12 protein-coding genes are annotated in these 13,637 nt (G+C 64.9%); 5 read left to right on the forward strand and 7 right to left on the reverse strand.

What is annotated here, in order from left to right:
* Positions 1-152: 152 nt before the first annotated feature.
* The 4 genes from VK682_RS25940 (at position 153) to VK682_RS25955 (ending at position 4,714) form a co-directional block, all read left to right on the forward strand.
* On the forward strand, positions 153-2,657 hold the full coding sequence (locus VK682_RS25940) for a GcvT family protein (RefSeq protein WP_324782865.1): 2,505 nt from the start codon (positions 153-155) through the stop codon (positions 2,655-2,657).
* A 78-nt stretch (positions 2,658-2,735) separates the two neighbouring features.
* Positions 2,736-3,185, forward strand: coding sequence for a YtoQ family protein (locus VK682_RS25945; RefSeq protein WP_089843035.1), 450 nt, complete (start codon positions 2,736-2,738; stop codon positions 3,183-3,185).
* A gap of 97 nt (positions 3,186-3,282) precedes the next feature.
* On the forward strand, positions 3,283-3,705 hold the full coding sequence (gene mscL / locus VK682_RS25950; RefSeq protein ID WP_230798070.1) for a large conductance mechanosensitive channel protein MscL: 423 nt from the start codon (positions 3,283-3,285) through the stop codon (positions 3,703-3,705).
* Positions 3,706-3,826: 121 nt separating this feature from the next.
* Positions 3,827-4,714 carry a cation diffusion facilitator family transporter gene (locus VK682_RS25955; RefSeq protein WP_230798071.1) on the forward strand — a complete coding sequence of 296 codons (888 nt, stop codon included), beginning with the start codon at positions 3,827-3,829 and terminating at the stop codon, positions 4,712-4,714.
* Between the two features lie 22 nt (positions 4,715-4,736).
* On the opposite strand, the gene VK682_RS25960 is transcribed toward VK682_RS25955, so the two are convergent.
* From VK682_RS25960 to VK682_RS25990, 7 genes are all read right to left on the reverse strand, one after another.
* On the reverse strand, positions 4,737-5,642 hold the full coding sequence (locus VK682_RS25960; protein WP_089843025.1) for a DMT family transporter: 906 nt from the start codon (positions 5,640-5,642) through the stop codon (positions 4,737-4,739).
* A gap of 4 nt (positions 5,643-5,646) precedes the next feature.
* The gene (locus tag VK682_RS25965; RefSeq protein ID WP_089843022.1) at positions 5,647-6,369 is read right to left on the reverse strand and encodes an SDR family oxidoreductase; all 723 of its coding nucleotides are present in this window, start codon (positions 6,367-6,369) and stop codon (positions 5,647-5,649) included.
* Positions 6,370-6,374: 5 nt separating this feature from the next.
* Positions 6,375-7,259, reverse strand: coding sequence for an NAD(P)-dependent oxidoreductase (locus VK682_RS25970; protein ID WP_230798072.1), 885 nt, complete (start codon positions 7,257-7,259; stop codon positions 6,375-6,377).
* A 30-nt stretch (positions 7,260-7,289) separates the two neighbouring features.
* Entirely contained in the window at positions 7,290-8,780 is a 1,491-nt protein-coding gene (locus VK682_RS25975) for a D-arabinonate dehydratase (protein WP_230798074.1), read from the reverse strand.
* An 83-nt stretch (positions 8,781-8,863) separates the two neighbouring features.
* Positions 8,864-10,456, reverse strand: a complete 1,593-nt coding sequence (locus tag VK682_RS25980) for a TRAP transporter large permease (protein ID WP_230798073.1) — start codon at positions 10,454-10,456, stop codon at positions 8,864-8,866.
* Between the two features lie 5 nt (positions 10,457-10,461).
* Entirely contained in the window at positions 10,462-11,268 is an 807-nt protein-coding gene (locus tag VK682_RS25985) for a TRAP transporter small permease subunit (protein ID WP_089843010.1), read from the reverse strand.
* A 104-nt stretch (positions 11,269-11,372) separates the two neighbouring features.
* A complete protein-coding gene (locus tag VK682_RS25990; protein ID WP_089843005.1) occupies positions 11,373-12,395 on the reverse strand; it encodes a TRAP transporter substrate-binding protein in 1,023 nt (340 codons plus the stop codon).
* Positions 12,396-12,604: 209 nt separating this feature from the next.
* Here VK682_RS25990 and VK682_RS25995 point away from each other — a divergent pair, with 209 nt between their 5' ends.
* On the forward strand, positions 12,605-13,264 hold the full coding sequence (locus VK682_RS25995; RefSeq protein ID WP_089843002.1) for a GntR family transcriptional regulator: 660 nt from the start codon (positions 12,605-12,607) through the stop codon (positions 13,262-13,264).
* Positions 13,265-13,637 lie beyond the last annotated feature (373 nt).

Below are 13,637 nucleotides of genomic sequence, written 5' to 3' on the forward strand. Positions count from 1 at the left end.
GCCGCGCGGCCCCCTCTTTCCGCCAAGCGGGCAGCGCGTCGTGGCCGCCATGCCGTCCACATGTCGTTTTCCCGTCACGACAAGTCGGGCCGCACCCGCCGGATGTGGCGGCGCGCGCTATTGAGGGGAAAAACCTGCGGGGAGCGCATATCATGAAGACGGAAGTCAAAGCACTGGTGGTCGGCGGCGGCGCGGTGGGCACCTCCATCGCCTATCATCTGGCCCGGGCGGGCTGGTCGGATGTCATGCTGCTGGAACGGGACGAGCTGACCGCAGGATCCACATGGCATGCCGCGGGCCTGCTGCCCTATTTCAACATGTCCTATGCCACCACGCATATCCACGACTACTCCATCAAGTTCTACAAGACGCTGGAGGAGGAGACCGGGCTTGATGCGGGCTTCTTCGTGGTGGGCAACCTGCGCATGGCACAGACGCAGGCGCGCATGGACGAATACCGGCTCTATTCCGCCACCGCCGAAACCTGCGACGTGCCGCATGAATTCCTGACCCCGGCGCAGATCAAGGAGCGCTGGCCGCTGGTGCGCACCGAGGATCTGCTGGGCGCGCTGTTCCACCCCACCGATGGCTATATCAACCCCGCCGACGTGACCATGGCCATGGCCAAGGGCGCGCGCCAGCGCGGCGTGCTGATCGAACGCAAATGGCAGGTCGACGGCTATACATGGCATGGCGATCACTGGCAGGTGCAGGTCACCAAGATGGCCGAACGCGGCGGCAACCTTGTGCCCACCGAGGAAAGCGTGGTGATCCGCGCCGAACATGTGGTCACCGCCACCGGCAACCACGCGCAGCGCACCGCGCGGATGCTGGGGCTCAAGACCCCCGCCATCCCGGTCGAACATCAGTATATCATCACCGAACCCGATCCGGCGCTGGTGGCGTGGCGCGCGGAAGGCAACCCGCAGCACCCGGTGCTGCGCGATGCCGATGCCAAATGGTATGTGCGCGAGGAGCGCGGCGGCTGGATTCTTGGCCCCTATGAGCGCGGCGCGCCCGCCTGTTTCCGCTATGGCGTGCCCGACAGCTTCCGCGCCGATCTGTTCCCGCTGGATCTGGAACGGATCGAGGAGGAATACATGAGCATGATCCACCGGATTCCGACCTCGGAAACCGTGGGGCTCAAGGACGATTTCAACGGCCCGATCTGCTACACTCCCGATGGCAACCCGCTGCTGGGACCGGCGCCGGGGCTGCGCAACATGTGGCTGGCCGAAGGCTTCTCCTTTGGCATCACCGCTGCCGGCGGCGCGGGCTATTACCTTGCGCAGCTGATGACCGAGGGCGAGGCGGCGATCGACATGGCCAGCCTTGATCCCAAACGCTACGGGCAGGACTGGATGACCACCGATTACGCGGTCACCAAGAACGAAGAAGCCTATGAGCATGTCTTCATCCTGCATCACCCCGACGAGGAGCGTCCCGCCGCGCGCCCGCTGCGCACCGCCCCCGCCTATGAGCGGCAGAAGGCGCTTGGCGCGCAGTTCGGCCATGTGAACGGCTGGGAACGGCCCAACTATTACGGCCCGCTCGACGCGCCCGAGCATTTCGACCATGACGCGCGCAGCTTCCGCCGGGGCGGCTGGTGGCCCTATGCCGAGGCCGAGGCCCGTGCCATCCGCGAGACGGTCGGCATCATCGATGCCAGCGCCTTTGCCAAACATGTGGTCAAGGGCCCCGGCGCCACCGCCTTTCTGGACCATTTCACCTGCAACAAGCTGCCGAAGGTCGGGCGCATCAACCTGACCTACGCGCTGTCGGTCAAGGGCACGACGCGCACCGAATACACCATCGTCCGGCTGGCGGAGGATGAATATTACCTCGTCAGCGCCGGGGCATGGCATGCCTATGACGAGGATTACCTGCAGAAGGCCGCCGAGGATTTCGGCATGGATCACGGCTGGTTCACCGTGCAGGACGTGACCACGCAATGGGGCGTCTATGCGGTGGCCGGGCCCAATGCCCGCGCGCTGCTGCAGGGGCTGGTGCGCGATGCGGAGCCCGAGACGGTGCTGGGCAACAAGCGCTTCCCGTGGCTGTCGATGCGCAACATCGAACTGGGCATGTGCCCGGTGCGCGCCATCCGCGTGGCCTATACCGGCGAGCTGGGCTGGGAGCTGCATTTCCCGATGGAGATGGGGTTTTACCTCTGGGATCAGCTGATGGCGGCGGGGGCGGCCCATGGCTTGAAGCCGGTGGGCGCGCGGGCGCAGAACTGGCTGCGGCAGGAGAAAAGCTACCGCGCCTTCGGCACCGAGCTTGGCCGCGACGCCACCCCGCTGGAGGCCGATCTGCCGCGCTTCGTCGACCTGTCCAAGGATTTCCACGGCAAGGCGGCGATGGAGGCCACCGGTATCCGGTCGAAATGCTGCACCCTGCTGATCGACGGGCCTGCCGATGCCGACCCGTGGGGCCGCGAGGCGCTGTATCACGGTGACACGCGGGTCGGGCGGCTGACCTCTGGCGGCTATTCCGTGGCCTTCGGCAAGAGCATCGGCATGGGCTATGTCCGCCCGGAACTCGCGGTGCCCGGCACCAAGCTGCTGGTGCGCATGATGGGCGATCTCTGGCCCGCCGAAGTGGTCGAGGACAGCCCCTATGATCCCGCCAACGCCCGGATCCGGATCGACGGCTGACCGGTTTGCGGGGCCCGGATGGTTGCATCCGGGCCCTGCACACCTACCTTCGGGGCAGGACCGAGGGAGGCAAGACGTATGGGACTGACCGTCTATCTGTCAGGCGAAATTCACACCGACTGGCGCGAGCGCATCATTGAAGGGGCGCAGGGGCTGGACGTGACCTTTTCCGCGCCGGTCACCGATCACGCCGCCAGCGACGACTGCGGCGTGGCGATTCTGGGCGCCGAGCCGGACAAGCTGTGGCATGACCGCAAGGGCGCGCAGATCAACGCGATCCGCACCCGCAAGGCCATTGCCGATGCCGATGTGGTGGTGGTGCGCTTTGGCGAGAAATACCGCCAGTGGAACGCCGCCTTTGACGCAGGCTATGCGGCGGCGCTTGGCAAGTCGCTGGTGATCCTGCAGCAGCCCGACCACGATCACGCGCTGAAGGAAGTGGATGCGGCGGCGCTGGCCGTGGCCCGCGATCCCGCGCAGGTTGTGGCGATCCTGCGCTATGTGCTGACCGGGGCACTGCCCGGCTGAGCGCGTCCCCCGCGCTGCCGCTTTTCCTGTGCAACGCGCCCGGCCCGGTGTTAACTGGGTCCGGGCCTGACGAGCCCGTGTTGCAGAGGACAGTGAGATGATTCAGGAATTCAAGGCGTTCATCGCGCGCGGCAATGTCATGGACATGGCCGTGGGCATCATCGTCGGCGCGGCCTTTACCGCCATCGTCAGTTCCCTTGTGGGCGACATCATCAACCCGGTGATCGCGCTGTTTACCGGGGGCATCGATTTCTCCGGCTGGTTCTATGCGCTGGACGGGGGCGAGTATGTCTCGCTGTCCGAGGCGAAAGAGGCAGGCGCGCCCGTTTTTGCCATTGGCAGCTTCATCATGGCGGTCATCAATTTCTTCATCGTTGCCTTTGCGGTCTTCATGCTGGTGAAGATGGTCAACCGCCTGCGCGCCGCTGCGGAAAAGCCGCAGGACATCGCGCCCACGGTGCCCGCAGGGCCGTCCGAACTGGATATCCTCATCGAAATCCGCGACGCGCTGCGCAAGTGAGCGTCTGAGCCCGTCCCCCTGTCCCGCGCCGTGCGGGGCAGGATTGCGCTGCACTGCGGCATCCGGCTTGCGAGGCCGGGGCTGCTTCGTTATCAGGCCGCCCACAGACAGGGAGCAGCCCATGAACAGAACCGTCAAGATCGCCTGGGGCAGTGTTGCCGTCGGGATTGTGGTTCTGGGGGTCAAGACGCTGGCTTGGCGGATGACCGGGTCGGTGGCGCTGCTGTCGGATGCGCTGGAAAGCATCGTCAACGTGGCTACGGCGCTGGCCGCGCTGCTGGCAGTGCATATCGCGGCGCAGCCCCCCGATGCCGACCATCCCTTTGGCCATCACAAGGCGGAATATATCAGCGCCGTGATCGAAGGCGTGCTGATCGTGGTGGCGGCGGTGCTGATCCTCAACGAGGCATGGCAGGCTTGGGCCGATCCGCAGCCCATCACGGCGGCCTATACCGGGCTTGCCATCAATCTGGCGGCGGGGGTGCTGAATGCCGTCTGGTGCTGGGTGCTGCTGCGCGAGGGGCGGCGGCTGCGCTCCCCCGCGCTGGAGGCGGACGGGCGGCATCTGCTGACCGACGTGTTCTCCTCGGCGGGGGTGGCTGTCGGGGTGGGGGCGGCGGTGCTGACCGGCTGGCTGTGGCTTGACGCGCTGCTGGCGGCGCTGGTGGCGGTCAACATCCTGTGGTCGGGCTGGCATGTCATCCGCCGGTCGGTGGGCGGGCTGATGGACGAGGCGGTGCCCGAGTCGGAACTGGCCGAAATGCGCAGCATCATCTCCGCCAATGCCGATGGCGCCGTGGAAGCGCATGACCTGCGGTCGCGCCGCGCGGGCAGCGCCACCTTTCTGGAATTTCATCTTGTCGTGCCGGGTGCCATGAGCGTGGATGACGCCCATCACATCTGCGACCGCATCGAGGCGGCGCTGCAGAGCGAAATGGACGGCTGCCGCGTCACCATCCATGTGGAGCCGGAATACAAGGCCAAGCATAGCGGCATCGTGGTGCTGTGACCCCGCGAGGGGCCGCGCCCGGTCAGAGGCGCGGCGGCGGCGGATGCGGCACGCCGCGGCGGCGTTCGCGGTGCCAGATATACAGCCCCGAGCTGATGATGATTGCCGCGCCCACCAGCGTCCACGCGGTGGGCAGCGAGTCGAAAAACAGCCAGCTCGCGATGGAGGCGGTCATCAGCTGCAGGTAGACCACCGGCGCCAGAAGCGAGGCATCGGCATAGCGATGCGCCGCCGTGGCCGCGATATGCCCGGTGGCGCCAAAGGCCCCGATCAGGCACAGGATCAGCATCACCTCCAGCGCGCCGGGGGCCTGCCATGCGGGCAGCACGATGGGCGCCAGCAGCAGGGTCGGCACGCCCGCCCCCCAGAGCTGCGAGGTGGAATTGCTTTCCTTGCCCGCCATCAGCCGGGTGAGGATGAAATACCCCGAGGCGCAGGTGAGCGCGCCCAGCGACAGCAGCATGGCCGGGTGGAATTCCGCCCCCCATGGCTGCATCACCACCAGCACCCCCAGAAAGCCGGTACAGACGGCGGCGATGCGGTGCACCCCGACCTTTTCGCCAAGGAAGGGGATCGCCAGCAGCGTCACCGCGATCGGCCCCGCGAACATGATCGTGGTGGTGACGGTGATCGGCAGCCATGTCAGCGCAAGGAAGTTCAGCAGGGTGCTGCCGAACAGGAACAGGGCGCGGGCGCCCTGTTTCACCGGAGCCGAGGTGCGGAACAGATCGCCACGGTCCTGCGGGTAGAACACCAGCAGCGTCAGCAGGAAATGCCCGGCATATCGGCACCAGACCACCTGCAGCGCGGGCTGGCCGGACTGGATCAGGAACTTGGCCGAGGTGTCGATGCAGGTGAACAGACAGACCGCCAGCGCCATGAGCCCGAGGCCAAGCCCGCTTCGATCTTCCCGCGGGGCGATGGACATGGGATCAGGCCGCCGCCCAACCGCCGTCGATCACATGCGCCTGCCCGGTGGTGAAGGCGCTTTCGTCCGATCCCAGATACAGCGCCAGCGCCGCGACCTCTTCGGCGGTGCCGATGCGGCCCATGGGCTGACGGGCGGTAAAGGCCTTCATCGCGCCTTCGTAATCGCCGGTGGCACGCAGGCGGTCATGCAGCGACGGGCTGTCGACGGTGCCCGGGCAGATGCAGTTCACGCGGATGCCGCGGGTGACGTAATCCACGGCCACGGATTTGGTCAGCCCGATCACCGCCGCCTTGGACGCGCCATAGACGCAGCGGCCGGGTGCCGCGATGATCGAGGAGGCGACAGAGGCGATGTTGACGATGGTGCCGCCGCCGCGTTCCACCATGCCGGGCAGGGCCGCCTGCATGGAATGGAACTGCGCCTTGACGTTCAGGGCGAAGGCGAAATCGAAATCGGCGTCGCTGGCTTCGGTGATGGTGCCCGCATGGACCACACCGGCGCAGTTCACCAGAATGTCGGGCGCGGCATCGGTCACGGCCTTCTGCAGCGCGGCCTTGTCGGTCACGTCCAGCGCGAAGGTGGTGGCGTTGAGCCCGTCCAGCAGGTCCGCCTTGAGGTCGGTGGCGGTGACGATGGCGCCTTCGCGGACATAAGCCTCGGCGATGGCGCGGCCGATCCCCTGACCGGCGGCGGTGATGAAGGCGCGTTTGCCCTGCAGTCTCATGTCGTTCAACCTTTCAGGTTCTTCGAGAGGTAATCCACCATTTCCGGCACCATGTGTCCGGAGAAGCCATTGCGCAAGGCTTCGGCGAGTGTTTCTGACGCCGCTCCCGACATGCGGGAACGGGCCCCAAGCTCTTCGGCCATGGCGCGGTAATAGCCCACGTCCTTTGCGGCATTGTCGACCGAAAAGGCGAGGTCCAGCCTGCCGTCCATGGCCCAGGATTTGATGAAATCCATCATGCCGGAATGGTTGGGACCGGCCGCCAGCACGCCATAGAGCTTTTCACGCGCTACGCCTGCGGCATCGGCCATGGCAAAGGCTTCGGACATCGCCGTGGCGGTGGTCATGGCGAAGAAGTTGTTGATGAGCTTGATGGTGTGCCCGGCGCCCAGATCGCCAAGGTGAAAGACGTTTTCGCCCAGCACGTCGAGCACCGGCTTCACCTGTTCATAGGTGCGCAGGTCGCCCGCCGCCATGATGTTGAGCTTGCCGTCCTTGGCATGGGCCGGGGTGCGGCCCAGCGGCGCGTCCATATACTGCGCGCCCTTTTCCGCCAAGGCCGCGCCGATGCGCAGGGTGGAGCCGGGCAGGGAGGTGCCGAAATCGATCACCACCTGACCGGGCTTGGTGCCCGCCAGCACGCCGTCTTCGCCAAAGATGCGGCTTTCCACCTGTTCCGAGGTGCCCATGCACAGCATCACGATGTCGGAGGCAGCGGCGAGCTCGCGGGCGGTCGCGGCCTCGGCCCCGCCCCGGCTCACCGCCTCGTCGATGCCGCTGCGGTCACGATTGCCCAGAACGGTGACGCGATAGCTTGCGCCCTGCAGGCATTCCACCATGGCGCGGCCCATCAGGCCCAGCCCGATGAACCCGATTGCGGGTGTGTTCATAGTGTCCTCCTCCGGTGTTCTGGCGGCGGCTTACATCACGGCGCCAACCTGCCACGGCACAAATTCGTAATCGCCCAGGCCCTGCGCTTCGGACTTGGTCTTTTCGCCCGAGGCCATGCGCAGCCACATCTGGTAGATCTCGCGGCCCACCTCCTCGATCGAGGCGCCGTCGGACAGGATGCGCCCGGCGTTCACGTCCATGTCTTCGGTCAGCCGCACATACATCGGGGTGTTGGTGGCGACCTTCATGCAGGGCGAGGGTTTGGAGCCGAAGGCCGATCCGCGCCCGGTGGTGAAACAGACAAGGTTGCAGCCCGAGGCGATCATGCCGGTGACGCTGGCGGGGTCGTAGCCGGGGCTGTCCATGAAGGTGAAGCCCTTGGCGGTGACCGGCTCGGCATATTTGTAGACACCCATCAGCGGCGTGGTGCCGCCCTTGGCCGCCGCCCCCAGCGATTTCTCCAGAATGGTGGTCAGGCCACCTTTCTTGTTGCCGGGGGAGGGGTTGTTGTCCATCGAGCCGCCCGCGCGTTCGGTGTAGTTTTCCCACCACTTGATGAGGTCGAGCAGCTTTTCCCCGATTTCCGGAGTGGTGGCGCGGGCGGTCAGCAGATGTTCGGCGCCATAGATCTCGGGGGTTTCCGACAGCACGCCGGTGCCGCCCTGCGCGACCAGCAGGTCGCAGGCATAGCCCAGGGCGGGGTTCGCGGTGATGCCGGACCACGCATCCGACCCGCCGCATTCCAGCCCGACCATCAGTTCGGAGGCGGGGCAGGGTTCGCGCGACACGTCATTGACCACGGGCAGCATCTGTTCGATCTGGGCGATGCCCAGTTCCACGGTCTTGCGCAGGCCGCCCACGTCCTGAATGTTCATGGTCTGGAACAGCGGGCCGGGGGTCAGGCCATAGGCTTCGATCAGCCAGTCGATCTGCATCGTCTCGCAGCCGAGCCCCGCCATCAGCACGCCGCCGACATTGGGGTTGCGGGCATAACCCCAGAGCACGCGCTGCAGCAGCTCAAAGCCGGTGCTGTCGCCGCCCATGGCGCAGCCGGTGCCATGCACGAAGGCCACGACGCCGTCGACATTGGGATAGGCGGCCAGCTTTTCCGGGGTGAAATGCTCGGCGATCAGCCGCGCGGCGGTGGCCGAACAGTTCACCGAGGTCAGCACGGCGATGTAATTGCGGGTGCCCACGCGCCCGGTGGCGCGGCGGTAGCCCATGAAGGTGTCGATCTGGGTGGCAGGCTCGACCGGGTGCAGGTTGGTGCCGAATTCGTATTTGGCATCCACGTTGCGGAATTCGAGGTTGTGCGTGTGCACATGGGCGCCAGCGGCGATGTCTTCGGCGGCATAGCCGATGATCTGCGCGTATTTGCGCACGGGCGCGCCCTTGGCGATGGCTTCGGCAGCCATCTTGTGGCCGCGCGGAATCATCTGGATGGCGCCTTCAGTGCCGATTTCAAGCGGCGTGACGGCGGTGACGACATTGTCGAGCGGGGAAAGGCGGATCGTGGACATCTGGCGGTGGCTCATGACTTGGCTGCGGGCGCCGCAGCGGCGGAACCGGGGCGGATGATCCGCCCCGGTTCAAGGTGTTTCAGTTACAGCAGCACTGTGACGATTGGCGGCCAGGCCAGCAAGACCAGAAGCGCCAGAAGCTGGATGCCGATGAAGGGCAGGAAGCCGCGGAAGATGTCGGTCAGCGAGATATGCGCCGGGGCCACGGACTTCAGATAGAAGGCCGCAGGGCCGAAGGGCGGCGACAGGAAGCTGACCTGCATGTTCATACAGAACACCACACCGAACCAGATGGCGACATATTCCGGCGCCACGCTGCCGAACCAGCCGATCTCGTCCACCGGCAGGCGCATCACGATGGGCAGGAACACCGGCATGATCAGCAGCACGATGCCCACCCAGTCCATGAACATCCCCATGATGAGGAAGATGAACATCATGAGCAGGATGACCCCCATGGTCGGCAGGTCGGAACCCACGATCATGTTCGCCACATAGGTCGGACCGCCTGCCAGCGTGTAGGCTGCGGCCAGAGCCGCCGCACCCACGGTGACCCAGATGATCGTGCCGGTGGATTTCAGCGTGCGCATCACCGCATCCCACACGATTTCAAAGGTCATCTCGCGCCGCATCAGGCCGATCACGAACACGGCGATCACGCCCATGCCCGCAGCTTCGGTGATGCCGGTGATGCCGCCATAAATGGAGCCCAGAACCACGCCGATCACCACGGTGGGGGCGACCAGACCCTTGCCCATCTCCCAGCCCTTCGCCGTGCGCTCGCGGCCCACGATGAAGAACACGATGACGCCGAACAGCACCAGCGCGCCCGCAAGCCATGGCAGGTCAGAGGCCATGCCGAGCGGAATCGGGTTCACGCCTTCGCGGATGGTGTTCATGCCGGTGACGGTGAAGAACAGCGCGCGCAGGAACAGGGCCGCCGACACCCACATCCCGAAGCGGGACAGGAAGCCGAGGAACATCAGGCTTTTCTCGCGGCCCGCCGGAGCGGTCGGATCCTCGGGCGGCAGCGGGGCCTCCTCCGGATTCATCCGGGTGCGGATGAAGATGTAGATGATGTAGAACGACGCCAGCATGAAGCCGGGCAGGAAGGACGCCGTGAACAGCGCCTTGATCGAGGTTTCCGTGACCAGACCGTAGAAGATCAGGACGATGGACGGCGGAATCATCGTGCCCAGAGAGCCGGAGGCGCAGATGGTGCCGATGGCAAGGTTCTGATTGTAGCCAAGCCGCAGCATCTGCGGCAGGGCGATCAGGCCCAGCAGCACGACCTCGCCGCCGATGATGCCCGACATGGCGGCCATGATGACGGCCATGATCGAGGTCACGAAGGCGATGCCGCCGCGGGTGCGCGACATCCAGACGTTGAGCGAGGAATACATGTCCCGCGCGATGCCGCATCGTTCAAGTAAGGCGGCCATAAAGATGAACAACGGAACCGAGATGAGAACGTAGTTCACCAGCTGTCGGTAGATTGACTGTCCAAGCACCGCGAACGGGCCCATGCCGAACCGGCTGAACAGCAGTTCGGGCCCGAATTTCATCACAAGCGTCGCCACGGCCAGAAAGGCCGAGGCAAACCCGAGCGGCATGCCGATCGCCAGCAGGGCGAACATGCCCAGAAGCAGGATCAGGCTTATCGTGCCGATATCCATCTAGATCAGTCCTCCAGCGTGCGGCGGATGTTTTCGATCTCTGTCTGATCGATTTCATCCGCGGGAGAGTGGTGTTCGGGCGCCTTGTTCCAGTCGGCGATCAGGTTGGTGAGGGCCTGAAGCGCCACCAGCCCGATGATGATGATGAGCCCGGCCTTGACCGTGGAGGGCAGGGGCGGATCCCACGCGGTGCCAAAGGTTTCCATCCGCATGATCTTGGTGATGGCTTCATTGTAGCCGCCCCAGAGCAGGCAGAGGAAAAAGACCCAGATCAGGAAGACGGAGATGCAGTCGGAGGCTTTCTGCATCCAGCGCGGCATCATGTCATAGATGATGTAGATCCGGATGTGGCTGCGCTGCTGCATGGCGTAAAGCCCGGCCAGCAGGAAGACGAAGGCCGCGATCCAGAGCGAGAGTTCGTTGGCCCAGAGCGTGGGCTTTTCGAAGGCGTAGCGCGCCACCACTTCGTAAAACATCACGAAGACGGTGGCGACGACGCCGATCATGGCGATTCGCGACAGCACCAGCGACACGATGTCCAGCGGACCGGTCGGTTCTGTCTCGATCGCGCCGCGGACGTCGGAGAAGTAGAGCGCGCCGAAGAAGACGGCGGCGGCCAGTGTCCAGAGCATCACGGAGACGAGGGGGCGGCCCTCGGGCCGCAGCATTTCATACATGCCGATCGGTTCGGCAGACACGAACTGCCCGACGATGAGCCAGAGGGCCGTCGCCAGAGCAAGCGCGGTGCTTACCAAGGCGAGAAGCCGCACCGGTCCACGCAGGGAGCCGAGCCACAGGCTTTCGGAGGTCATGGGTTAACCCTTTCGGAGGAGGACAAAGGGGCCTTTCAGACAGGAACGGCGGGCCCGACTCTGGGGCCCGCCGCTTGCCCTGCCGCACGGGGTGCGGTGAAAGCTTATTCGGACTGGGAAATCAGGCCGAGCTGGGTCAGGTACGACTTGTGGCTTTCCACCAGAGCGGCGGCTTCGGGCGAACGGGTTGCCCAGTCATCCCACGCGGCCTGTGCGGCCTTGCGGAAGGTGGCGCGGTCTTCAGCCGACCAGTTGTGCAGCGTCACGCCCTTTTCCGCGAGCTCGGCCGCCGCTTCGGCATTGGCCTTCTCGAAGAACAGCGCGGAGCGCAGCGCGAGCTTTTCCATCGCCGTTTCGATGATGCGCTTGTGCTGGTCGGACAGGCCGTCCCACACCATCTTGTTGCAGGCGAGGTGGTCGGACGGCATCGAGTGGAAGCCCGGATAGGTCGCGTGCTGGGCCAGATCGAACAGACCGATGGACTGGTTGTTGGCCAGACCGGAATAGTCGGTGCCTTCGATGATGCCGGTTTCCATCGCGGTGAAGACTTCGGTGAAGTCCATCACGATGGGAGAGGCGCCCAGATTCGCGAAGATCTCGGTTTCCATGCCCGGGGGGGAGCGGAACTTCCACTCTTTCAGGTCATCGGGGCCCGCCACCGGGGTGGTGGAGGTCAGCGATTCCTGCCCGTAGACCCACCAGCCGATCAGCTCCATGCCGAACTGGTTGTAAAGGTCCTGAGCCTGCTCCTTGCCGCCGCCGTAATAGAGCCACGACAGCTGCTGGTAGGGCGTGTCATAGCCGCCCATGATATCGCCCACGAACTGGAACGCGGGGTTCTTGCCGGTCTGGTAGGCACCGCCGGTCATGTCGCAGTCCAGAATGCCGTTTGCGGCGGCATCAAAGGTCTCCACGGTTGCGACGACCGAAGAGGCGTAGAACATTTCGATGTCGATGGCACCGCCGGACATCGCTTCGACGTCTTCGACAAACTCGGTGGCGAGTTTGCCCGAGGTCTGTTCGGGGTTGTAATGCGTCTGGATGCGCAGCGTGACGTCCTGCGCGGCAGCCGGAGCGGCCAGCGCCAGTACGGCGGTTGCAGCCTTAAGCATGGTGGATGATTTCATGACATTCCTCCCTGAATGCGGGGACTACCCCTAATGTGTCGGCGCTCCCTCACCGCGCCGGATGGTATACCATCTGTAATGAAGCTAGCCCAACCGGGCATCGACAATCAACAGTTTTTGGTATACCAGATATCGGTAACACGGTCTCCTTCCCCTCAGAGGGGCCTCGGTCTAGTTTCCGGCACCGCCCGGAGGCGGAGGAGCATGACATGACGGAATTGAGCCTGGCGGAACAGATCGCCGCCCGGTTGCGGCGGGACATCCTGCGGGGAAAGCTTCCGCCCGATACGGCCATCAAGGAAAGAGACAATGCCGCCGAACTGGGGGTCAGCCGCACCCCGATGCGGGAGGCCATCCGGATTCTGTCACAGGAAGGTCTGGTGCTGCTGCGGCCCGCGCGCAGCCCGATCGTGGCGCGGCATACCGTGAAGGAAGTGCATGATCAGGTCGTGGTGCTGCTGACGCTGGAAAAGCTGTCCGCGCATCTGGCCTGTGTCGCGGCCTCCGATTCGGAACTGGACGGGCTGACGCAGCTCAACGGGCGAATCGGCGAGGCCTATGATCATGTCGATGCGCTGGACCTGTTCGAGATGGACATGGCCTTTCACCGGATGATCGCCGAGATCTCGCATAACGAAGCCTTGGCCGAGACTCACCGGGCCTATCTCGCGCGGCTGTGGCGGGCGCGGTTCCTGTCGGCCAAGATGCGGCGCAACCGCGAACGGGTGGTGACCCATCACAGCGCCATCACCACCGCCCTGCGCAGCCGCGATCCCGAAGCGGTGGATGTGGCGCTGGACATGCATCTGGGTAATCTTGCCGAAGACATCTCTGCCGCCATCGCCGCAGAGAATGAAGCGACGCGCTGAACCGTCTGACCGGAAGCTGTGCGGGCCCGTCTCTCCATTTGCCGGAGAGGCGGGCCCGTCTCGTCTGCTGGGCTTGTCCTGCTCTTTCTATAGAGCGGGCGGTGGGGCAGGGGGGCACCTATAGAAGTGACATCTATAGAGAGGTGCATCCGACCGGGGGCGGACCACTTTATGGAGGGGTGAGTCTCCGGCGGCTGCCGAGGGCCGGATCCCTGCTTGACGGACTGCCTGATTTTTGGGCGGTTTCGGGCGCCAGAGCCGGCGAAATCCCTGTTCAGAGGGCTCTGCGGGAAAAAATGCGTCGAAAAGCAAAATTTCTGAAGAAATGACTTGCGGGTGTTTGTGGTATTCCGTAGATAGCCCCTCACCGGCG

The organism is Salipiger marinus (assembly GCF_035481585.1).
Classification (GTDB): Bacteria; Pseudomonadota; Alphaproteobacteria; order Rhodobacterales; family Rhodobacteraceae; genus Salipiger; species Salipiger marinus.